We start from the raw sequence: 21985 nt of genomic DNA, 5'->3' as shown, positions 1-21985 counted from the left end.
GAACATTGTGGAAGCGTTTCTTGGATTGCCAGCTCTCTTGTTAGTTGCCTTGTTGGGAAGTGGCAGTGTCAAAATTACGAGTGGTGGACGCTCGCGCTTGGTGGAGCGGCTCGGCAAGTTCGATCGTGAACTACAGCCTGGCCTTTCTTTTGTTCTCCCCATGGTTGAAAAGGTGGTCAGTTACGAGTCGTTGAAGGAGAGAGTTTTGGATATTCCTCCTCAGCAATGCATCACTCGTGACAATGTTTCGATCGAGGTGGATGCGGTGGTGTACTGGCAGCTACTTGAACACTCTCGTGCTTATTACTCGGTGGATAATCTGCAGGCGGCGATGGTGAATCTCGTTCTCACTCAGATCCGAGCTGAGATGGGCAAGCTTGACCTTGACCAGACATTTACCACCCGTACAGAAGTGAACGAATGTCTTCTTAAGGAGTTGGATGAGGCCACAGATCCCTGGGGTGTCAAAGTCACGCGAGTGGAAATGCGCGACATTGTTCCATCGCGAGGGGTGCAGCAAGCGATGGAACAACAGATGACAGCAGAGCGGGAAAAACGTGCTGCCATCCTTCGTTCCGAGGGCGAGAAAGAGGCTCAGCTCAATGAGGCTCGTGGTCATGCTGAAGCCTTGGTATTAGATGCTCGCGCCCAGCAGGAAGCCCTGTTACTAGAAGCTGAAGCCCAGGCAAAGCAGCAGTCAACCCTTGCTCGCGCCAAGGCGGAAGCCGCCCTGGAGATTGCTCGGGCGTTGGAGGCCAGCCCCAGAGCGGAGGAGGCTTTGAGGCTTTTGTTGGCTAAAGAATGGATGGCTATGGGCGAGCAGATGGCTGCTGCTCCAGCAGGAAGTGTCTTGATGGTTGATCCTCAAAGCCCAGCTGCTTTGCTTTCGGCACTCAAGGCTTTTCAGAAATCAGATAGCTGAGTTTATTGTGGCTGTTAGCTAGCTGGTTTAGCTCTCAAGCACTCGGCTAGGTCAGGGTTATTGGTCATGCGGTTCAAAGGATTCTGTTCTGTGAGTGTGCGTGCTGGTTGCCTTGAGTTTTAAGCAGAGAAGCCATCCCTTGCTGCAGGATCTAAATCATGAGAAGCAACAAAAAAACCTTGCTGATGAGGCCGGGCCTTGGCGATGGGACTTTTTCTCGTTATTGGATCGTGAGGGGCCATTCAACCCTCCCTCTTCGAGAGTTCCCACCATCTCCATATGTAGTAGTTGTTACTTGCCTTCGTAACAAAAGAAGCCCCATGAGCAGTGTTTCTGCGCATGACAGATCCCTAAATAGTCACTAATCTCTTTCCGTGGCCGGGTGATGGGGATCAATCGGTTCCAGGAGAATGGAAACAAACCTCAGGCTGATCCTGGGGGATTCAATAGCGCTTCAATTGAGTTGGCTGAAGGATGCAAAGCTGTTTTGTTGGGCTTAGTTCGCAGGCTTTCTTATTTCTGGCAGATGTTTTAAATATCGCTCTCAGCAGTAATGCGTTTCGCCTGGATGTTGGCCAATGAAACAAGCACGACTGGGTGAACGGTGAGGAGGGAGTCGCGCTAAGTAGGGCCTGAAAATGTTTAGTTCCTCAAAACAAAGGTTTTCTAGGCTGTGTCAATACCGTTAATGGGTTGATTTTAGAGAGCTCTCTGTTTAGAAGCGGACCGTGTATCAGGCAGTGGTGAAGGGATTGATCCACTTCTTGCAACGCCTGGGGCGATCGGAACTCCGCACCTCCAGCGCTTCCTTCACTTGATTTGAGATGGAGGACCCAAAGAGAGACCTGGAAAAATTCCACCAGTAGATTGATGAAGCGCAGGTCAAGGTCCGCAGGGTCAGCGAAGGAGGCTCATCTTTGATCAAGAAGCCCGCGAATTTGGATGTAATTCTCGTGGTTGCCTGCGGACTTGGCGTGATTGCAGCGGGTGTTCACTTCGTTGGCCAGATGACCGATCAATATCGTTTTGCGTTGATGACTGGGATGGGTGACGCTGGAATTGGCTTGGTTGCAGGCTTCGGTATCGTGCCAAACCGCAAAGAATCCTGAGCCTTTCGGCCATATGAGCAAGATCAGGCCGAGTTGGGCCTGGTCTTGCTGAGATGTTGGGTAGGTTGAGCTCAGAACCGTTTCTAGATATGGCGACCTATTCCTTTGATGTTGTCTCGGACTTTGATCGTCAGGAGTTGGTGAATGCGTTGGATCAGGTCCGGAGGGATGTTGGACAGCGCTACGACCTTAAGGATTCAAATACTGAGATCGAGTTAACAGAGAGCGAAGTGTTGATCACCACTGCCAGCGATATGACGTTGAAGGCGGTGGAGGACGTGCTGCGAGCTAAGGCCACCAAACGAAACCTCTCGCTCAAAATCTTCGATTTTCAGACGCCGGAGGCGGTTGGTGGCAGCCGGGTGAAGCAGGTGGTGAAGCTGCGCAAGGGTTTAAGCCAGGAGATCGCCAAGAAGTTGAGCAAGTCCGTGCGCGATGAGCTCAAGAAGGTGACCGTGGCGATTCAAGGAGAGAGTTTGCGGATTACCGGCAAAAACAAGGATGATCTGCAAGCAGCGATTCAGTTATTTAAAAGCAAAGAAGATGATTTAGAGGTGCCGCTTCAGTTTGAAAATTATCGATAACGGAATGCTCTTGTGAATGTTGCTGTGTGTATAGTAGTGGCAGTAAAATTCTTTGTTTAAGTATTAGGATTAGACATGAATCATTCGAAGGGGCCGAAGATATTTGACCAAAGCATAATGCTTGCGCTTGCTTTGAGCATGGCTTGTCTTATGGCTGAGAAGTCTATGGCCAACCAGTTTGGTAGTCAGAAATTTCGGATTAATGAGTCTACAATTGAATCCATTCATGATGCTTTTAAAGAGGGAAGGATTGATTGCAAGCAATTAATTCAGAGCTATTTGCATCGAATCAAGAAGTATAATTTCAGCCTCGAAAGAGGAGCTCCGCTTAATGCATTTGTAGCACTTAATCCGAATGCAGTCAGGCAGGCAAAGGCTCTGGATAGGCATTTTAAACAAAGCAATAAATTGATTGGCCCTTTGCATTGCATCCCGATTGCTGTTAAAGACAATATTGATACCGTTGATACTCCTTCCACTTCTGGGACGTTGGCTTTACTTGGCTCTCAGCCAGTCAGAAATGCTTTTTTGGTTAATAAATTACGAGCCGCTGGCGGCATCATTATTGGTAAAGCCGCCATGGATGAATTGGCTTCCGGCGGGGAAGGGATTAGTGGCCGCAGCGGAAGGATTGGCAATGCTTATGACCCTAATCAAAATTCAGGTGGCTCAAGCGGAGGCTCTGCAGTTGCGGTGAGTGCGAACTTTGCTGTGTTGGGTATCGGTACGGACAACAGTGGCTCGGTCAGAGTGCCTGCAGTCTTCAACGGGGTTTATGCCATTCGCCCAAGCACGGGGCTGATTAGTCATTCAGGAATTCTCCCGAGAGGCAACCTGGATGGAGTAGCAGGAGTGATGGCAAGGTCGATTCCTGATCTTGCTCTTGGCCTTGCTGTGATAGCAAACACATCTGACCCTGATGATCATTTTATGAAACAAGTACCGCGCACAGATTCTTATGCAAATAATTTAAAAAATGCTTCGCTTGATGGAAGGAGAATTGGCGTGATTCGCAGTGTTGCAGGCAATGAGGTCTTTGACGCCACCGACAAGACTTCAATGGCTATATTCAATCAGGTCAAAGCCAGGCTTGAGAGAAAGGGCGCATCACTTGTTGAAATCAATCTGCCCTTATTTGACACGAATAGAGACAATAATATGGCGGGCGAGGCGGAAGATATTGATCAATACCTAGGTTCTTTTGCCTCGACCAGAAGGAGCCTTCAGGACATATGTTTATCTGGTCGCACACGGCTAGGCGAGAAAGCCTGCATAGGATATATGCAAAGCATTGCGCCAAAGTATAGCGATCGATATGATTCTGCGTTAAAGACTTTTGAGAAGAATAGAAACTATGTAGAGGGATTGATGCGAGAAGATGGCATTGATGCTTTGCTAATGCCACTTAGTTCTTGGCAACCCCCAAGCTATTACGATGATATGTATCGCACAGCCACAACGGAATCGCCGGTTGCGTCAAACTCCGGATTGCCGGCAATTGCTTTGATTGCTGGCTGGACATCGGCAACTCCAGCAATGCCGATTGGCTTTGAGTTGATTGGTTTTCAATATGGAGAGGGGGATTTGATCGGCCTTGCGCAGGCTTATTCTTCTGGTCTTCCAGGCAGGCCTTTGCCTGAATTAAACGCAGATAATAATGACTCTCCTTTCGAGGATATTTGTGTTCAAGGAATCAATTACTTTATTACTCAGGCTGGTTGGCATAGTTATAAGCAGTTCCTAAAGGATGCTAATGGTCAGAATATTGAGCCAGCTGCTTATCAAAGGTTTTTTGAGCAGCAAACGCAAAAATTCTCTCAGGCAAATCAACAGTCTGTCCAAGCTTGTGAATAACTGCTCTGCTTATCCAGCTTTTTCCTGTTCTTGAGAGGCTTCTACTCCGCGAACACAGGCAAAATTAGGGCTTGCTAAAAAACGAGAATTGAATTAACTCTCGCCTCTCAACTTTTAGTTCTAGATGTAGCACCTTAGCTTCGGCTCGTTTGTATTTGCGCAAGAGAGCTGTAAGAACAGCTCTCTATTTTCGTTGTCTGTTCACGCCACTGCTGCAAAACTCTCGCGGAATGCCTTCAGGGTGGTTTCGATGTCTGCTTCGGAATGGGCAAGGGATGTGAAGCCTGCTTCAAAGGCACTTGGGGCTAGGTAGATTCCCCTTTCGAGCATGGCCCGATGCAGCTTGCCGAAGAGTGCGGCATCGGTTGCTTTGGCATCTTCGAAATTGCGTACTGGGCCTTCGCAAAGGAAGAAGCCGAACATCGCACCGATGCTGTTGCCCGTAATGGGAACCTCTGCTGCTTTGGCTGCTTCGAGAATGCCTTTAATTAAGCGTTCCGTTGTGCTTTCTAGGCGCTCATAAGTGCCTTCTTGTTTGAGTAGCTCAAGAGTCTTGATGCCAGCCGTCATGGCCAGCGGGTTGCCACTCAGCGTGCCGGCTTGGTACATGGGGCCTGCGGGGGCCACCATCTCCATGATCTCGGCTCTGCCGCCATAAGCACCAACGGGGAGCCCACCACCGATCACTTTCCCCATGGTGGTTAGATCAGGCGTAACGCCAAAGCGGGCCTGAGCACCTCCGTAGCTGATGCGGAAACCGCTCATGACTTCATCAAACACAAGCAAGGCTCCGTGTTCACGGGTGAGTTCTCGTAAACCTTCCAGGAAACCAGGCTCTGGAGTAATGAATCCGGCATTTCCTACGACCGGCTCAAGGATCACCCCGCTGATTGCGTCAGGATTCTCGGCAAACAGCTCTTTGACTGCCTCGAGATCGTTGTAGGGCGCAGTGAGGGTGTTACTGGTGGTGCTGCGGGGAACCCCTGGTGAGTCGGGTAGACCGAGAGTTGCCACCCCTGACCCAGCTTTCACCAAAAACATGTCGGCGTGCCCGTGATAGCAGCCTTCGAATTTGATGAGCTTGTCGCGGCCAGTGAATGCGCGCATCAGCCGCAGTACAGACATGCAGGCCTCAGTACCGCTATTCACAAAACGAACCATCTCGACGCTGGGCACGGCGTCGATCACCATTTCGGCTAGTTGATTCTCTAGCTCACATGGGGCACCAAAGCTTGTGCCCTTTTCAAGCGCATCTTGTAGAGCGACGATGACTTCTGGGTGGGCATGGCCGCAGATTGCGGGCCCCCAGCTGCCGATGTAGTCGATGAAACGATTGCCATCGACGTCCCAGGCGTAGGCACCCTTTACGCGGTCAAACACGATCGGTTGACCGCCTACGGAGCGGAATGCTCGCACTGGAGAACTAACGCCACCAGGCATTAAGCGCTGGGCGGCGCTGAAAATCGCCTGGGAGCGGCTGGTGTTCAATGCTGAAGCTGTCACAGGGACCGAAGCCAAGTGGCTGATACGAACCGTTCGCCATCTTGACCCAAAATGGTCAGAAGCGGATGAACTGTGTCAGGCCATCCGTTTACTTCAGGGTTTGCTGCCTAGGTTGTTGGACAGATGCGCGGGCATGGTGTCCCACGACTGGACTGCTCTAGACAGGGACTTAAGGCGATTTTTGCCGAAGAAGTCGGTGGTCTCCAAGCGGCAAGAGTTGCTCGTTTACGACTGTGACGGGTTAACCATCGATCGTCATTGTCCTCCTTTGGCAGTGTTGCCCGAGACCACTGAGGAGGTGTCTCAGATCTTGGCTTGTTGTCATCGCTATGGCATCCCTTTTGTCGCTAGGGGTAGTGGTACGGGGCTCTCGGGAGGTGCATTAGTGGAGCAAGAGGCGCTGTTGGTGGTGACCAGTCGCATGCGCAGGATCCTTTCGATGGACCTTGATAACCACACCATTACGGTGCAGCCAGGAGTAATCAATAGTTGGGTGACTCGGGCGGTCGCTGGGGAAGGGTTTTATTACGCCCCTGATCCATCCAGTCAGGTGGTGTGCAGCATCGGCGGCAATGTGGCCGAGAACTCCGGTGGTGTGCACTGTCTCAAATATGGCGTCACCAGTAATCATGTGCTGGGGCTTGAGGTTGTGCTTGCTGATGGCACGGTGACCCTTCTCGGTGGTGGACTGTCGGAGCATGCGGAGCTCGACCTGCGTGGGGCCTTTATTGGCAGCGAAGGCACCCTGGGGATCGCCACAGCGATCACTCTGCGGCTCTTGCGGGCGCCGCAACATGTGACTGTGCTGCTCGCAGATTTCCCCACCATGGAGTCTGCTGGCGAGGCGGTCTGCCAGGTCACCGCTGCCGGAGTTTTACCTGCGGGGATGGAGATCATGGACAACTTCATGATTAATGCAGTCAATGATCTGTTTGGCTTCGACGAATACCCTCGTGATGCCGCGGCTGTGCTGCTGATCGAGCTCGATGGTCAGGCGGCGGAAGTCACTGTGGCCGCAGACCAGGCCAGTGGACTTTGTAGCAAGGCAGGAGCGAGGACCATTCGTCGTGCAGAAGAGGCTGCTGACCGTGCCTTGCTTTGGAAGGGACGCAAGTCAGCATTTGCTGCGGTTGGGCAGATTTCACCCACCTATTACGTGCAGGACGGTGTCGTGCCACGCAGCACTTTGCCGAGGGTGCTCATGGCAATAGAGAGGCTTAGTCGGGAGTATGAGTTGCCGGTGGCCAATGTTTTTCATGCTGGCGATGGGAATTTGCATCCTTTAATCCTCTACAACGCAGACACGCCTGATGTGGAGTCTCGTGTTCGGGATCTGGGTTCAGCCATTCTGCGTGAGTGTCTTGATGTTGGCGGCAGCATCACTGGTGAACATGGGGTTGGGGCTGATAAGCGCTGTTATCTCGATTGGATGTTTGCAGCGGATGATCTGTCCACAATGAAACTGCTACGAAGAGCCTTCGACCCAGATGGACGGGCCAATCCTGACAAAATTTTCCCCACTCCAAAAAGCTGTGGTGAGTCGGCTCGGCGGCAGGTCATCTTGACTTCAGAAGGTCTTGAGATGCCTTCAGAAGCCAAGGCATTCTGACTGCTCCGGAGGTGAATCCTTGACTGCGACTATTGCCTTAAATAACCATGTCCTTCAATTGCTGAACAGTTCCGACATCTCCTCATCGTCATCAGTTGGAGGCCAGTTGAGATCTACGCTTACCGGGGCATGATCACTAGGCTTTTCATGGCCCCTTAGATGTTTGTGAATCACACAGCTTCTGGCCTGACTGAGAAGCTCATCGCATAGGTAGATGTGATCAATACGCCAACCCTGATCACGGTCCCAGGCACCACTTCGATAGTCCCACCAGCTCCAATGGTTGGCATCTGGTTCGAACACGCGGAACACGTCGTGGAGCCGGTCCCCTAGAACGTTTAGGAGAGCCTCTCTTTCCAGCTTGCTAGCCATAATCCCGCCCGTTAGTCGTTCGGGATGATGAATGTCTCTTGCTTCCAAGGCGATATTGAAATCCCCAACGAGGCAGAGGGGTTCATCCCGTTTCGCTTGTGCACTCAGATAGCGGTTTAGGCAGCTCAGCCATTCGAGTTTGTAGGGATATTTCTCCGATTTCAGAGCGGAACCGTTGGGAACGTAGACATTGACGATACGAATGTTGTTAACGAGCGCGCTGATGACGCGCTTTTGCTCTCCCAGTTGCAAGGCTTCGGTATCCTCTGGGAGCTCATCAGTGAAGCCCCGGCGCACATCTTCGAGAGGTTGGCGGCTAACGATTGCAACGCCGTTGTAGGCCTTCTGTCCGTGAAAGTGCACTTGATAGCCCTGTGCTTCAAAGACCTCGTGAGGAAACAGCGGATCATCCACTTTGGTCTCCTGGAGGCAAAGGAGATCGGGTTGGGCATCCTGTAGCCAAGCTTGCACCTGATCGAGGCGGGTGCGAATTGAGTTGACGTTCCAGGTAGCGATCTGCACAGGTCATGAAAATCTGACCATGACAATTAGCATTAGCCTTACTGAACTTGGGGATGCGTCATTGATCAACAGAGCCCCCTTAGGTCTTCATATCTTGCGCAAGCTTGGCTTGGCTGCACTGCCAATTGCCTTGCTCAGCCTGACAACAGTTGTCGATCCTGCTGAAGCACAGCTTTCAGGTGATTATCAGACACCTCAGGAGCGTGATCTTTACAACACCGTTCCGGGGAACAACGACAAAGGAACGATTCTCGATGCCACCAATCCGATGGACCTTATGAATCGTTTGCAAAGGTCCACAGCAATGGACGATGCCACAGCTCCTTCTGATGCAATCGATGCAGCCCTCAAGGCCCTGGAATTGGAGAGTTCTGAGGCTTCGGCGAATCAGCCCTGAGGACAGTGTTTGAACCTTTTGTGCGGATTGAGTTAAGCCTCCACTGACTCGCCAGGCCATCAATCAAGGGATCCGCTTCGCCTGGTTTGTTACGGCGTTCACTAGCTTCTTGAAGCAGAGTTTGTGCTTGCTGGTCTTGGCCTTGCTCCTGCCGCATGAGAGCAAGAGCGAGCAAGGGACGCGCGTCTGTTGGTGACTCATTCGATAGAACGCGATAGAGCGCAGCGGCAGCCTTGGTTTGTCCTGTCTGGCGCTGCAAATCTGCCAGGAGAAGCCCTATGGGTATGCGCTTGCCTTTCGTTTTGGACTCAAATCTCTTTTTGAGTTCAGCAACGGCTGCTTTTTCTCTCCCGGCCTCTAGGTCAAGCAAGATCTTCAGTTGCAGGACCTCGAGGTTGTGAGGCTGGATGGTCATTAGCTGGTTGATGTCCTTCTGGGCTCCATCGCGATCTCCCTGTTCGCGCTTTAGTTCCGCGAGCATCAACTTCCATAACCAGGTTTTTGGCTGCCTGGCCATTAGCAGTTCAATTTGGCTCATTGCCTCCTCGTTGCGGCCTAGGACCAGCAATCGCTCCAGCAGCTTCTGCTGTTCTTCTGTGTTCAGATCACCATTATTTTGTTGATCTAGCAGTTCTTTCACCTGCCGATTGAGGATCTCCCGATTGCCCAGAGCTCTTGACTCAGGTGCGATCAATTGCGCTCCAAACCAGGCCAGTGCTGAGGCGGTCATGAGCCCAGTGATCAGAAGGATCATCCCGCGGGAGGGCAGAATCCTTTGGGGCTTAAGCACTTCAGCCAGCAGAAAATTACCTGGTCAGTCTGGGACGGTTCACGAATGCTGGCTAGATTTCCAATTGGGCCAGTGGATGCCCTTTTTTTCGATGCGCGACCATCCGATTCCTGCGGCCACTGAGCCGTTGCAGTACAGGGCCATCGGTGTCGTAAGAGGCACTTATCGGCCGCAAGATTCTGAGCAGTTCACTCGAGGCTTCCTGGTGGATTCTGACGGGGTTGAGATTGAGGCTGTTGTCCTAGGCCGGGTGCTCACCTTGATGCGTCGTCATCTAGCCATGGATCAACCTCATCTATGGGTCGTCTATCCCCGCTGCCGCGAAGCGGATCATCTGCATCTACAGATCTCTGGAATCTGGGAGCCCAGCACCCTGAAACAAACCTTGCTTGATGAAAGTGATTCAGAGTGTTCGAGTGATTCCAGCTTGGAAATTGAAGATCAGCTTCCTCAAGGGGACGACTACTTTTCTATTCGTGGTGAATTGATCTATACCAGGCCTGAAACCGGTGACCTGGTTTTGAAGGTTCGCCAGAAGCCTAGGGCTGATGGCAGTAGACCATTGCCGTTCAAATTGCAATTAAAAGGGGATGTGCCCCTCAGTAACTTGCGTCATTTTGTGAGCTTGGAGGTGCGACGTCGTGGGCAGCAGCTTCACCTTGAAGACTATGAAGTGATGGGGCCGATGCCTACTCGCGGTGGCAAGGGGCGAGGCGGAAGAGGTTCCCTTGTTCGACGGGATGGACGCGGTAGCCAGCCCAATAACTGAATGTCGTTGATCCAATCTTTCTGCTTAAGCCTTGGTGTTAGATCCTTCGCTTCATTGGCTGTCTATTTAGGCGTTGTGATTGCTATTGGTTTGGCGGTTGACAAGCTGTATTGGCAATCTGTTTATGTTTGGTTTGGTCAGTTTCCCAAGGGACTTCCTCAGGGGCAATGACTGCCCTGTTTGTTGACTGCCCAACTGGTCTGGCTGGTGACATGCTCCTGGCCGCATTTTTGGATCTGGGTGTGCCTCGGGCCGTGATTGAGGCTCCTCTTGCAGGACTTGGCCTTGAGCAGGGTTATGCCCTTACGGTCGCAGAGGACCGCAGCGCTGGCTTGAGGGGCCTGAGGTTATCCGTCGAAGGGCTCGAATTGGAGCCTCCTCATCGGCTTTGGCATGACATCAGAGCGCTGATCATGGAGGCTGATTGGTCAGAACCATTGCGCGCCAGGGTGTTGACGGTGTTCAAAGCTTTGGCGGAAGCAGAGGCTGCGGTTCATGGTCACCCCATCGAGCAGGTGCATTTTCATGAAGTGGGCATGATCGATGCTTTGGTTGATGTGGTGGGCGTTTGTGCGGCTGTTGAGCACTTGGCTCCTGAACAGATTGTCTGCGCCGTACCGCCGGCGGGGCGAGGCAAGACGGCAACAGCTCATGGCTTCTTGCCGGTTCCGGTCCCGGCCGTTTTAGAACTAGCCCGAAGACATCAAATCTGCCTCGAGGTTGGTGATGACCTCCCGGCTTGTGAGCTCACCACACCGACGGGGCTTGCCTTGATGGCTGTGCTGGCAGAGCGCTTTGGTCAGCCTCCGTCGTTAAGAATCAACGCGATTGGCGTGGGTTTGGGACACCGCACCCTTGATCGCCCAAACATCCTGCGAATCTGTGAGCTCGATGGTTTCGCGAGAGAGCGATCTGAAGAAGAGATGGCTGGTTTGAGATGGCAGCCGGTGGTTGTGCAGGAAGCCTGGATTGATGACGCCACGCCTGAGGACGTTGCCGTTTTCAGTGATCAGTTGAGGGATGCCGGAGCGTTGGATGTTGTTTCTGAGCAAGTGCAGATGAAAAAAGGTCGCCAGGGGGTCAGTGTGAAGGCATTGGTGACTGCTGAAGAGGCTCCTGGGTTGCGAGTGGTTTGGTTCTCTCAGGGAACGACTCTGGGGTTGCGGGAGCACTCCCATGGGCGGTGGTTGCTGCCTCGTCGTGGGGGATCCTGTCCCACGCCATGGGGCTCAGTGCGTGTCAAGCAGGTACGGCGACCTCAAGGGATCCTCACTGTCAAGCCGGAGCATGACGATCTCCTTCGCCTCAGTGTTGAGACGGGCCATTCTCTGGAGGAGTTACGCCGTGAAGTGTTGTTGGCTTCGGAGGATTTTGTTGCAGATGAGGATTGGACATGGTGATCTCAGGCTTGATTCGCCATGGGCGGGGGTTGAGGTTTTGGCTGGGCAAGGTGGCTCTCCCAGGTGGGTTTCGACTCTGGATCACGCTCGCAAGTCTTGCCTTTGTGGCGGTGGCATTGGTCAGCCATGGGGCACAGTTGCGTCAGCTTTCCCTGAGTGACCTGGCCTGCTGGTGGCTGGTGCTTGGCGTGGGCATCAGCTGGTCGAGCCTCGTGGTGAATGCACTCGCTTGGCGAGTGTTGGTGGGTTGGTTGGGCCATCGACCCAGGCAAATATCACTGATTCCCCTTTTCCTGAGTAGCAATCTGCTCAAGTATCTGCCTGGCGGGATCTGGCATTTGGTTGAGCGAATGCGGGTGTTAAGGCCCCATCTGGGGGCCGGGCCTGCATTGGCTTCTGTGTTGCTCGAGCCCTTGCTCATGGCCGTAGCGGCCCTGCTTTGGGTTCCCTTCGGAGGTTGGCAGTCAGGCCTTGCGATGGCCTGTTGCTTGCCAGCAATGTTGTTGATACCTCGCTGGAGAGAGCCCCTGCTCAGACGCTTAGAACGTGCCAAAGCCAAGCAGCTCGATCGGGTTGAGGCGGGTCTGGTTGGTGGTGTTTCAGCAGAATCATTGGGCAGTGGACGAGACGACTACCCCTGGGGTTCGCTGGTGATGGAGATGCTCTTCGTGGCGTTTCGCTTTGTTGGATTTTGGTGTTGTGTGATGGCGTTTTCGCTGAGCACCAGCTTGTCGATGGGGGAATGGTTGGCAGCGTTTGCCTTGGCTTGGACTGTGGGCTTGGTCGTTCCTGCAGCGCCTGGAGGGCTAGGGGTTTTTGAAGCCACTCTTTTGTTGCGAGTGGGCTCTGAGGTACCGGAAGCTCCCTTGTTAGCGGCGGTGCTCTGCTACAGGGTGATCGCAACGATTGCCGATGCGCTTGCCGCTGCTGCGGTTGCTGGGGATCGTGCGTTATTGAAGCGACAGACGGTGCATTAGCGAGGCAGACGGCGAATGCAATGAGGCGATGAGATATCTAAGCTTTCAAAAGCTAAATTGTCTACAAAAGTCTGAAACCCTTATTGAAGATTTCAGATTAGCGACAGCATTAATAAATCTTGTGGCTCTAAGTAGAACGTTCTCTGTGTTGTTGAGTCGAGACAAATCGGTGTGCCTTGTTGCTCGACATGGTTTGGTTTTATTCTTTCTGCATGGCTAAAAAGGCTGAGTAAATTTATCGGAATCAACGGCACTTCTTGTTGCGAAGTTGCTTGCATTTTGCGTTAGAAGTGCTGGAGAGATTCTGGTTTCTTGGGGCATTCTAGGGGTGGAATTTCCCTTAATGATTGTCAATCTATAAAATCATGGCTGGAGGCTAAAGCCTTAAAAGAGAGGCTTCTGGGTTAAAAATTCTCTTTGAGCTCAAAGAATAGTAACTTGCTACTTTTCTTTCAAGCAGTGGCTTTTACGGTTTTCTTTTCATCGCTTCTGTTGAAAATTTTCAATTTACCTGTATTGGTTTGCACCGCAAGAAGTTCTCTGAAATCTTCTTATGCTCGTAAATTTCGCTAAGCACCGGTTCATTGTGAACATAAATATGTATCGCATGCATCACACTGTTGCTAGCAAAGAAACTGACCATGGATGTTCTTGACCTTTTCCCAAGGTCCATCCTCAAGGGGGAGCTTGAACCCTCAGTGCTCAGCAGCCTGCAGAGTCTTGCGGCTCAGGTGCTCGCGAATCCAGAAAACAGCCCTGATGCATCGGCGAAGCTGGCTGGGCAACTAAACCAACAAAGAGAGCTTGCTCTCAATCAACTAGAAGTTCAGAATTTTTGTAATCAAGCTGTCTTGCCTGGTTGTGAACGTTGGATTCGTCATGTGATTGATCGGCAACCTCCGCAAGGACGTGGCCCATGGACACCAGGCCGCTATCGGCTGCAGATGGTGGATGTTTGGTTGAACAGTCAACGTGCTGGTGATTACAACCCGACCCATACCCATGGTGGAAGTTTTTCGGGTGTTGCATTCCTGCAAGTGCCATCTCAGATCAGGCCAGAGAGTTTTGATGGTCAGCTTTGTTTTCATGGCCCTGAGGAATGGCACATCCAAAGTTTTCGCACAGGAATGGCGCACTATGTTTTGCCAGTGCCAGGTGAGTTTTATGTTTTCCCGGCATGGCAACCTCATTCTGTGATGCCTTTTCGAGGTGAAGGAGAGCGCTGGTCATTGGCTTTTAATGTTTTGGCATTGCCTAAGACAAAGGATCAGCCCAAGCCACAAGATGAGCCCACCACCTCTCAGTTCAATCGAAACGTGTCCCTTTCATCCCAGAGGGCTGAGGTGAAAGGGTTTTAGCTAATTTTGTGGTTGAAAAATCAATGCTTTACCTTGGCCAAGAACAGTCCAATAGTCTGGAGAGAATTAAATCATGCCCTGCAACTTTGCTAAAAGAAAAGACGCTTAGTCGTTACCTGATATCAGAGCCAATAGCAACAAGTGAAAGCATCATAGGCTCCATATATTAATAGTCTCGAAGCAACTTAAGCCACGCTCAAGGTTTAGATCTAAGAGAGAGGTCGCTTGATTGTGTGTTTAGCCAAGTGGCGCATTCACTGTATACCAGATTGGCGAACCCATTTCAACTGTAACCCCGACTAATCGTAGCGAAAGGAAAGCGGACACGCCAAGAAATAGGCGTATTAGAAACACATTATTGGATTTTTCCATGATTTGGTAGTCAATCAAAAGACACCAATATCTTAGTCTTCGCATGCTGCCAATCTCGTATCAAATAAGTGATTTATCTGTAGCAAATATTTTGAAGGAGAGGCTTTTTTTTCTGTCGAGTCTCTCTTCGCAATTCTCGCTTATTAGGAGTCTGTGGTTTTGAATCGGGTCTGCCTTTCTGAACCCGACCCAAAACTCTTGTTGAAGATCATTTGAAGTATTGAAAACTAAGTGAGTGGTTCTTTACTTAAAGGAGGCTTTTTTCGTTCCCCTTGATCGAGCCCTGGGACCAATGCCAGCGAAGCGATTAATCCCAGAGCGATGATAATCAGTGCTGGCAAGATGGATTCCGCCATGCGTTCATCTGCGGCGTATTGGTACAGCCGTACAGAAAGGGTGTCGAAATCAAAGGGTCTCAGAACAAATGTGAGAGGTAGTTCTTTAACCGTGTCGACAAAAACCAAAAGCGCTCCTACCGCTAGGGGACCTTTCAGCAAAGGCAGATGAACGCGTCGAAGCACCTCCTGCCATTGACAGCCAAGTCCAGTAGCGGCCTCATCCAGGCTTGGGGAGAGGCGCTCGAAGGCAGCGTCGAGTCCTCCTTTTGCAACTGCCAAGAAGCGATCGCTATAGCCCCACAGCAGCAGCAGAATCCATGCGAGGTTCCATGGAGCACCGTTGAATGGCATCAGCGCAATGGCCATTACAGCTCCTGGAATGGCATAACCAATACCTGCCATAAATGAGAGGTTGCCCATCCAGCGAGTTGATGACCAACGCTTGGCGATTGCAAGGATCAGACCTGCTACCACTGCCAGGCTTGCTGCTGCCAGCCCAAGTCCAAGACTGCGTTCTGTCAGTGGGATTAGATCAGGATCTATCCCTTGTTCGAGTTGATCGAGATTGAGGATGGCCCACAGCAGGGGCACACCCAAAGTGATCGTGGGAGGAATGAGGGCTAGGCACTGAGCGCACAGGGCGCGTACACCGTGCAGCTTCCAGGCTGGAGAATCGCCACCAGCGACACCCTCTGTCCAGCGGCGGCTTCGTCGTCTCAGTCGGCGTTCATACCCCACCAGTGACATCACGATGATCAGCGCGATCATTGCTAGTCCAATGGCGCCGGCAGGATTGCCTTCCATTTGCCAGGTTTCAACGATGCCAGCTGACAGGCTTGGGATGGCGAGTAGTGCTACAGCCCCGAGTTCATTGACGACTTCCATGCCCATCAGGGCAATCCCGGCACCAATCGCTGGCAAAGCCATGGGCAGAGCAATGCGTCGAAAACTGTTCCACGGTCCAACCCCAAGACTGCGACAGGCTTCCAGTTGGCGGCGTCCGCAGATTGAAAAGCTTTCAGTGCTGAGGAGAAAAACGTAGGGATAGGTTGTCAGCGCCATGATCAAAATCCCCCAGCCCATGCCATGAATTCGTATGGCATTGCGACTGCCAAGGTCGATCAGGATGGCCGAGAGTAGGTAGGCGGGTGTGGCGAGGGGCAATAGCTGAGCCACTCGTAGGGCTCGACGTCCTGGGAAGCGGCAGTTTGCTAATAACCAGCCGTTTGCAGTTCCAAGTAGGCCACCCAATAAGGATGTCCCGATGAGCAGAGTCAAGGTCCCTTGAATCTGTTGTGGGCCATCGACTCCCAGGCTGGCCGATCCATTGATGAATCCCTGCAGTGCTTCACGGATCAGACCAATCAGAGGCCAGAGAGCAAGCACAGCAAGCAGAATGGCCATGCTGTTGAGAAGCAGGCGGTCTGGTTGCCAATGGCGTTTGCGCAGGCGGTTCGAGCCGTAGTTTGAGGGGACGGCGTCTTGGGTCATCAGGCGATCAATCTCAACCGTTAGAGGCCATCAGGGAGAAGGTTTTGATGTTGAGCAAGCGAAGTTGGGTGGCATTGGCAGAGTTCTGCAGCGGTGAAGACTTTTCTCAGCATGACCTCAACTGCGTTCAACAGCATTGTGAGTCACGACATTCTTTTGGCTCTGCGATGGCTTTGAAAGCTGGCCTTCAGCTTCTTTTTGTGCTCGAGTTCCCTTCCAGCTTGTTGATTGAGGGGTGGTTTTCTAGGGGCGTCGCTCGCGTACCGGAATAGGCACAAGTGAGGGTTCCATCAGTCCGCCGCCGCTGTTGTCGTCATCGGAATCGGCCAATAACCAAAAGGCCAGCATCACGAGGGCCAGGGCGGTGATGGCGGTCAGCAGTTCAAGCATGGCCCTCTCCGTTGAAGAAACACTTTAGCCAGGTAGATCTCAATGAGAAGTATTAGAAGCTTGATTTGGTTCATACTGAAGTATCAATTCAGCACAGCAAACATAACCAGCGAGTGTGCAGTCGTTTTTATTGCCTCAGAATTGAGTGCGCTGTTGATCAAGCTGTTGGTCAGGTTCTCCTCCTGGCGCGGGTTGAGTAACTGCCATTGATGCAGCTGTTGAGTAGCAAGCAGTGGGCGAAGTTGTCGATCTGTTTGCCTGTTGGTTGGATTCAGCTGAACCCTTTGCCGGCGTCCTTTGCTACGCAGGCCTGAAGCTGGCGTCGCAGGGTGTCGTGATCGAGTTGGCGTCCAATCAAAACCAGTTGGTTCTTGCGCTCAGCGGGCCAGTCGCTGTCATCAATGGAGAAGCGCTTGCCGGCCAAATGAAAGATGTGGCGGCGTTCGCTCTCGTTGAACCAGAGAATCCCTTTGGCACGAAAGACTTCTGCAGGAAGTTGATTGTCTAAGAAATTTTGGAACTTCCGCAGCGCAAAAGGGTCATCGCTGCTGAAGGATAAGGATGTGAAGCCTTCGATTGCTAGGTGATCAGGGTTGTCATCGTGGTGATGACTTTGATGACTGTGATCGTCGTGGTGATGACTGTGATGACTGTGATCGTGGCTCTCTGCAAGGTCTGCTTGTTGTAAGCGATCGGTTTCAAACAGGCCAACGCTTAGCAGTAGCGGTAAGGGCACGTTTCCTTTGATTGATCGAAGGATGCGCGGATTTTGTTTGAGGTCTGCCAACTTGGATTCAACCTCTTTTAATCGCTCTTCAGGGACGAGATCTGTTTTGTTGAGTAGCAGGATGTCGCCATAGATCACCTGGGCTCTGCCGACTTCGCTTTCCAGGAGCTGGTCGTTAAAGTTTTCCGCGTCGATCAAGGTAATGATCGAATCCAAGCGGGTTTGATCTCGCAGTTCACTGCCAAGAAAGGTCATGGCAACGGGTAGCGGATCTGCCAGGCCTGTGGTTTCTACAACGAGGTAATCGATTGGGTCTGGACGTTCGAGAATCCGATCAACCGCTTCGAGCAGCTCCCCATTGATCGAGCAGCAGATGCAGCCATTACTGAGTTCAACCATGTCCTCGCTGGTGGTCACGATCAACTCGTTGTCGATTCCAATCTCACCGAATTCATTCACCAATACGGCGGTTTTTAGGCTCTTCTGATTGCTGAGGATGTGGTTGAGCAGGGTGGTTTTGCCGGCGCCTAGGAAGCCAGTGAGGATTGTTACCGGTACGCACCGGTCTTGCTCGAGCGCTTCGCCATGATCAGGTTGAGTGGTTGCTTCGGATGCGATTGCTTCGTTCATGGGCTTGCCGTCAGGGGAGCGGGAGGGTGCTGGAACCACGGCCATTGATTCCATGCTGGCAGCAGTTTCGTCTTAGTGAGTTTTGATCAGCCAGGCTCAAGCAAATTGATTGCTTCGGCGAGCTTCAAATCACGATCGCTCAATCCGTTGACGTCATGGGTCGTCAACTCGATCGTCACAGTGGCATAGACGTTGCTCCATTCCGGGTGATGGTTCATGGCTTCAGCTAGCAGTGCCACACGGGTCATAAAACCGAAGGCTTCCACAAAGTTGCGAAAGCGCCATTGCCGTCGCAGCCGTTGATCCGCCAGGGTCCACCCCGGCAGCTTTTCAGCTACGGAAGAGAGCTGTTCAGCAGTAAGCAGGATTGCCGTCATGAGGTTGTGTTGTGAGATTTGGAGTCATTCTTGTCTGTGATGGTTGCTGTGTTGTGTTGCTCTAATGATGCAATGGCTGAAGGGTGATTTGATGTTGTCCCCTAGGAGTGATTGCGGCAGTTCAATCCAATGCTGTTGTCCGAGCTGGTCGGATACTGTTCAACAATTTTTTTTGAACCAGCCGCATTATTGAGCGCTGTGGTGCGTTGTCGAGAGGTTTTCTTGTAAGAGCATCGATCAACGATGCACATTTGGCAGTGCATTTCTGCGGCTCAGGTTTGATCTGTTGGCATCGATTGCCCCTGATCTGGTGATTCAGCTAGATCGTGGAGACGATCAACGAGCAGATCCACGTCGGTCTCAGTACCACCATCTTCAGCCCAGGCATCAGGGTTGTGGCGTTGCTGCACCAACTGGTTGAGTTTGGAACCATTGCGGCGTGCGAATAAGTTGGCTGTGCTGCTTGGTGCTGCTTCTTTTTGGTTAGCAGTTGGCTTGACTGGTTTGGATTTCGAGAGATCAGGAATGGCGAGATTGAGGGCACCTCGTAGTAGATGCTCGATGGCTTGTTTTTGATCCATGCCGTGCATCGCGGCATAACGATCAAGTCGCTTTAGCAATTCATCAGGCAGATCATTCATGGCTTTTCATTTCGCCAATCGCGTGGATCGCCACCCGCCTGTGGCTTCCATACCGGCGATGTTCCCAGAGATAAATTGCCTGCCAGATGCCTAGTAGCAGCCTGCCTTGATCAATGCTGAGGCTAAGAGTGCTGCAGGTGAGAGCTGTGCGGATATGCGCGGGCATATCGTCTGGCCCTTCATCGTCATGGAGATAGGAACGCCGGTGGCCTAGGCCGTTGATTGGCCGGAATCCCTCTTCTGGTACGAGAGCCTTGAGATAAGCCGAGAGATCTGTGAGCACTCGTGGGTCTGCGTTTTCGTTGATGGTGAGGCTGCAGCTGGTGTGCAATGCCGTGAGGTGGAGAACACCACGCTTAATCCTCGAGGAGGCAATCCAATGATTGAGTTGGGCAGTGAGGTCTGTGAAGCCCTCACCTGTCGTGACGATCTCCAGCTGATGTAACGCTTGCTGAAGAGACATCGCTGTTGGGGGGAGTGACTAGCTGCCTAAGTTTGGTCTACACAGTTGAGCTGGCAGCCATGGGGCGTGCTGTTTCGCTGAAAGGGTCTGCTGGCGATCATTGCTTTGCTTGCTGCGCTTGCGAGTGGCTGTGCCCCTCTCCATGTGTAGCGGGTGCTGAAGCAGCTGAAAAATATCTGCCCGATGGCTTGTCTCGAAACCTTTTGCTGGCAAAGACAACACTCGCCAATGGATGACTTATGCCTTGATGGCCAGCAATGGTGAGGAATTCCCTTGTGGTTGGATGACCTTGACTGATGACTGATGCCGTAAGGAATGCACCTGGAACAGGAGATGACCGTCAATGTTGAACCTGAGCTCACCCTCTTGTTTGACGGGGCTTGTCCTTTTTGTTGCCGTGAAGTGAGCTTTTTACGCGCTCATGATCGTCACGGCCGCTTGAATTTTGTTGATATTGATTCCCCTGACTATGAGCCTGAGGCCTTTGCTGGCATCAGTTATCGGCAGGCAATGGGGCGCATGCATGCGTTGCGTCGCAATGGTGAAGTCGTGCGAGATGTCGCGGTCTTTCGCGAGGCTTATCAATTGGTGGATTGGGGATGGCTCTATGCACCCACGGCCTGGCCTGGTGTTGCTCGTGTTGTGGATGGGGTCTACAAGATCTGGGCTCGATTACGCCTGCGGCTCACTGGCCGCGAATCCCTCGATCAGCTATGCCGCTGCCGCATGAAGCGGCTTTAGTTTTTTGCTTCTCTTTTGCCTAACGCTTAAGGGGTAAGGGGGAGTCAAGAACCACGAACTTTTGGCCTTAGGGCGCTCGTCTGTTTAAGGTTGATGCAGTCATGGATCCAGCCCTTGCCTGCGCTGGCTTGGCAACGACTTGGTGAATATCTGCACGAGACCCAGCTTTTGGGTTCGATTCAAAGCACCCTCTATTGGGATCAGAACACTCGCATGCCTGTTGCCGGCGCAGCTTGGCGCGGTGAGCAACTCAGCCTTCTCGCTAAGCAATTGCATGCTCGTCAAAGCAGTTCACAATTTGAGGGGCTGTTGGTGGAGGTTCGCGCTGAATTTGAGCAAGCTCGTTTAGCGGGGGAGTTGGAGCCAAGCCAGGTTGTTGAGCGAGCTCGCAACCTGGAGCTGCTTGAGCAAGACCTCAGGCGACAGCAGCGCCTAGATCCTGCTTTGGTGGGAGCACTCGCTACTGCGAAGTCAAAGGGATATGCCCGATGGCAGCAAGCCAAATCAACGGCTGATTTTTCCTGCTTCGCGCCGGCTTTGCAGCATCTGATCAGTTTGCGGCAGGAACAGGCGCAGCAGCTCGCAGAACAACGCAGCTGCTGGGAAAGTTTGGCCCAACCTTTTGAGCCGGATCTGACCTTCACGCGTTTAAAGGAGCTGTTTGCTCCATTACGTCAACGCCTGCCTGATTTAGTTGAGAAGGCACGCGCTTGGACTCGTTCTCGTGCTGTTTCATTGAGATGGGATTTGCATGACACAACTCAGCAGGATCTTTGTGAGCGCTTGCTGCAGCAATGGGGTCGGGATCTGAGCATCACTTGCGTGGCGCGATCACCTCATCCGTTTTCAACCACCCTTGGACCTCAGGATTTTCGACTCACGACAAGAGTGGTGCCTGGGCAGCCCTTGTCTTGTTTTTTGGCCACCGCCCATGAATGGGGACACTCCCTCTATGAACAGGGTCTACCTGCTCAAAGTCATCAATGGTTTGCCTGGCCGTTGGGCCAGGCCACGTCGATGGCGGTGCATGAGAGTCAGTCTCTGTTTTGGGAGAACAGAATTGCTCGCAGTAGGGCTTTTTGCAAATGCTGGTGGCCTCATTTTGCCTCTGTAGGAGCGCCACTCAGCTCTGCTGATGAGCTTTGGCTGGCGATGAATCCATTAACACCAGGATTGAATCGCGTAGAGGCCGATGAACTCAGTTATGGCTTGCACATTTTAATTCGAACAGATCTTGAAATTGCGCTGCTAGAAGAAGGCTTACCGGTGGAGGATTTGCCTGATCAATGGAACCAGCGCTATAGCAATTTGCTTGGTGTGATTCCCGAAAATGATGGCGAGGGCTGTCTGCAAGATGTGCATTGGAGTGAAGGTTTATTTGGCTATTTCCCTTCTTATCTGATGGGGCATCTGATTAGTGCGCAGCTATCAGAAGCGATGCAGCAGGCGATTGGTCCACTTGAGGAACATGTCGCTCATGGGAATGAGCATCAGCCGTTGGCTTGGTTGCGAGAGCATATTCACCCGATTGGCCGGATGATGAATGCTGAGCAATTAGTGGAGCATGTAACCGGAAAAGCTTTATCGAGCAAGCCTTTCCTTGATTATTTAGAAGACAAGCTCGAGCATTTACGTGACCTTTGATTGAG

At 52.1% G+C, this 21985-nt stretch carries 22 protein-coding genes; 14 read left to right on the top strand and 8 right to left on the bottom strand.

Annotated elements, in window-relative coordinates:
• Window positions 1-7: 7 nt before the first annotated feature.
• The 5 genes from SIB66_RS05930 to SIB66_RS05910 all read left to right on the top strand — a co-directional run bounded on the left by SIB66_RS05930 (window position 8) and on the right by SIB66_RS05910 (window position 4469).
• Entirely contained in the window at window positions 8-922 is a 915-nt protein-coding gene (locus SIB66_RS05930) for an SPFH domain-containing protein (RefSeq protein WP_063406294.1), read from the top strand.
• Window positions 923-1307: 385 nt separating this feature from the next.
• A complete protein-coding gene (locus SIB66_RS05925) occupies window positions 1308-1457 on the top strand; it encodes a hypothetical protein (protein ID WP_413410278.1) in 150 nt (49 codons plus the stop codon).
• 382 nt (window positions 1458-1839) lie between these two features.
• Window positions 1840-2031 (top strand): hypothetical protein, encoded by a 192-nt coding sequence (locus SIB66_RS05920; RefSeq protein WP_236070222.1) that lies wholly within the window; start codon window positions 1840-1842, stop codon window positions 2029-2031.
• A gap of 89 nt (window positions 2032-2120) precedes the next feature.
• Window positions 2121-2615, top strand: a complete 495-nt coding sequence (locus SIB66_RS05915; RefSeq protein ID WP_063406295.1) for a YajQ family cyclic di-GMP-binding protein — start codon at window positions 2121-2123, stop codon at window positions 2613-2615.
• Between the two features lie 75 nt (window positions 2616-2690).
• Window positions 2691-4469 carry an amidase gene (locus tag SIB66_RS05910; RefSeq protein ID WP_063406296.1) on the top strand — a complete coding sequence of 593 codons (1779 nt, stop codon included), beginning with the start codon at window positions 2691-2693 and terminating at the stop codon, window positions 4467-4469.
• Window positions 4470-4670: 201 nt separating this feature from the next.
• Here the strand turns inward: SIB66_RS05910 and hemL are convergent, their stop codons facing one another.
• Window positions 4671-5972, bottom strand: a complete 1302-nt coding sequence (gene hemL, locus SIB66_RS05905; RefSeq protein ID WP_236070248.1) for a glutamate-1-semialdehyde 2,1-aminomutase — start codon at window positions 5970-5972, stop codon at window positions 4671-4673.
• Window positions 5973-6105: 133 nt separating this feature from the next.
• Here hemL and SIB66_RS05900 point away from each other — a divergent pair, with 133 nt between their 5' ends.
• Window positions 6106-7581 carry an FAD-linked oxidase C-terminal domain-containing protein gene (locus SIB66_RS05900; protein ID WP_236070249.1) on the top strand — a complete coding sequence of 492 codons (1476 nt, stop codon included), beginning with the start codon at window positions 6106-6108 and terminating at the stop codon, window positions 7579-7581.
• Window positions 7582-7635: 54 nt separating this feature from the next.
• Here the strand turns inward: SIB66_RS05900 and xth are convergent, their stop codons facing one another.
• Window positions 7636-8475, bottom strand: coding sequence for an exodeoxyribonuclease III (xth, locus tag SIB66_RS05895; RefSeq protein WP_063406298.1), 840 nt, complete (start codon window positions 8473-8475; stop codon window positions 7636-7638).
• A gap of 19 nt (window positions 8476-8494) precedes the next feature.
• On the opposite strand from xth, the gene SIB66_RS05890 reads away from it, so the two are divergent.
• On the top strand, window positions 8495-8872 hold the full coding sequence (locus tag SIB66_RS05890; protein ID WP_236070223.1) for a hypothetical protein: 378 nt from the start codon (window positions 8495-8497) through the stop codon (window positions 8870-8872).
• On the opposite strand, the gene SIB66_RS05885 is transcribed toward SIB66_RS05890, so the two are convergent.
• On the bottom strand, window positions 8823-9602 hold the full coding sequence (locus tag SIB66_RS05885; protein WP_236070224.1) for a tetratricopeptide repeat protein: 780 nt from the start codon (window positions 9600-9602) through the stop codon (window positions 8823-8825). The genes SIB66_RS05890 and SIB66_RS05885 overlap by 50 nt on opposite strands.
• Window positions 9603-9753: 151 nt before the next feature.
• On the opposite strand from SIB66_RS05885, the gene SIB66_RS05880 reads away from it, so the two are divergent.
• From SIB66_RS05880 to SIB66_RS05865, 4 genes are all read left to right on the top strand, one after another.
• Entirely contained in the window at window positions 9754-10431 is a 678-nt protein-coding gene (locus tag SIB66_RS05880; RefSeq protein ID WP_236070250.1) for a hypothetical protein, read from the top strand.
• 167 nt (window positions 10432-10598) lie between these two features.
• The gene (locus SIB66_RS05875) at window positions 10599-11831 is read left to right on the top strand and encodes a LarC family nickel insertion protein (RefSeq protein ID WP_063406301.1); all 1233 of its coding nucleotides are present in this window, start codon (window positions 10599-10601) and stop codon (window positions 11829-11831) included.
• Window positions 11825-12808, top strand: a complete 984-nt coding sequence (locus SIB66_RS05870) for a lysylphosphatidylglycerol synthase transmembrane domain-containing protein (protein ID WP_063406302.1) — start codon at window positions 11825-11827, stop codon at window positions 12806-12808. The genes SIB66_RS05875 and SIB66_RS05870 overlap by 7 nt, the downstream gene beginning before the upstream one ends.
• Window positions 12809-13449: 641 nt before the next feature.
• The gene (locus tag SIB66_RS05865) at window positions 13450-14166 is read left to right on the top strand and encodes a putative 2OG-Fe(II) oxygenase (protein WP_063406303.1); all 717 of its coding nucleotides are present in this window, start codon (window positions 13450-13452) and stop codon (window positions 14164-14166) included.
• 599 nt (window positions 14167-14765) lie between these two features.
• Here the strand turns inward: SIB66_RS05865 and SIB66_RS05860 are convergent.
• From SIB66_RS05860 to SIB66_RS05840, 5 genes are all read right to left on the bottom strand, one after another.
• Complete coding sequence (locus SIB66_RS05860) at window positions 14766-16367, bottom strand: ABC transporter permease (protein ID WP_063406304.1); 1602 nt, start codon at window positions 16365-16367, stop codon at window positions 14766-14768.
• A gap of 661 nt (window positions 16368-17028) precedes the next feature.
• Window positions 17029-18114 carry a CobW family GTP-binding protein gene (locus SIB66_RS05855; RefSeq protein WP_236070251.1) on the bottom strand — a complete coding sequence of 362 codons (1086 nt, stop codon included), beginning with the start codon at window positions 18112-18114 and terminating at the stop codon, window positions 17029-17031.
• 86 nt (window positions 18115-18200) lie between these two features.
• Complete coding sequence (locus SIB66_RS05850; RefSeq protein WP_063406306.1) at window positions 18201-18491, bottom strand: 4a-hydroxytetrahydrobiopterin dehydratase; 291 nt, start codon at window positions 18489-18491, stop codon at window positions 18201-18203.
• 272 nt (window positions 18492-18763) lie between these two features.
• Window positions 18764-19132, bottom strand: coding sequence for a hypothetical protein (locus tag SIB66_RS05845; RefSeq protein WP_063406307.1), 369 nt, complete (start codon window positions 19130-19132; stop codon window positions 18764-18766).
• Window positions 19125-19595 (bottom strand): secondary thiamine-phosphate synthase enzyme YjbQ, encoded by a 471-nt coding sequence (locus SIB66_RS05840; RefSeq protein ID WP_063406308.1) that lies wholly within the window; start codon window positions 19593-19595, stop codon window positions 19125-19127. The genes SIB66_RS05845 and SIB66_RS05840 overlap by 8 nt, the downstream gene beginning before the upstream one ends.
• Window positions 19596-19654: 59 nt before the next feature.
• Between SIB66_RS05840 and SIB66_RS05835 the strand changes: the two genes are divergently transcribed.
• The 3 genes from SIB66_RS05835 (at window position 19655) to SIB66_RS05825 (ending at window position 21980) form a co-directional block, all read left to right on the top strand.
• Window positions 19655-19831, top strand: a complete 177-nt coding sequence (locus SIB66_RS05835) for a hypothetical protein (protein WP_413410277.1) — start codon at window positions 19655-19657, stop codon at window positions 19829-19831.
• 79 nt (window positions 19832-19910) lie between these two features.
• Window positions 19911-20336, top strand: coding sequence for a thiol-disulfide oxidoreductase DCC family protein (locus SIB66_RS05830; protein WP_236070226.1), 426 nt, complete (start codon window positions 19911-19913; stop codon window positions 20334-20336).
• A 93-nt stretch (window positions 20337-20429) separates the two neighbouring features.
• On the top strand, window positions 20430-21980 hold the full coding sequence (locus SIB66_RS05825) for a carboxypeptidase M32 (protein ID WP_063406310.1): 1551 nt from the start codon (window positions 20430-20432) through the stop codon (window positions 21978-21980).
• The last annotated feature ends 5 nt before the right edge of the window (window positions 21981-21985 follow it).

It is taken from the genome of Prochlorococcus sp. MIT 1318 (assembly GCF_047304505.1).
Classification (GTDB): Bacteria; Cyanobacteriota; Cyanobacteriia; order PCC-6307; family Cyanobiaceae; genus Prochlorococcus; species Prochlorococcus marinus_D.
This window is presented reverse-complemented; position numbering and strand designations above follow the sequence as displayed.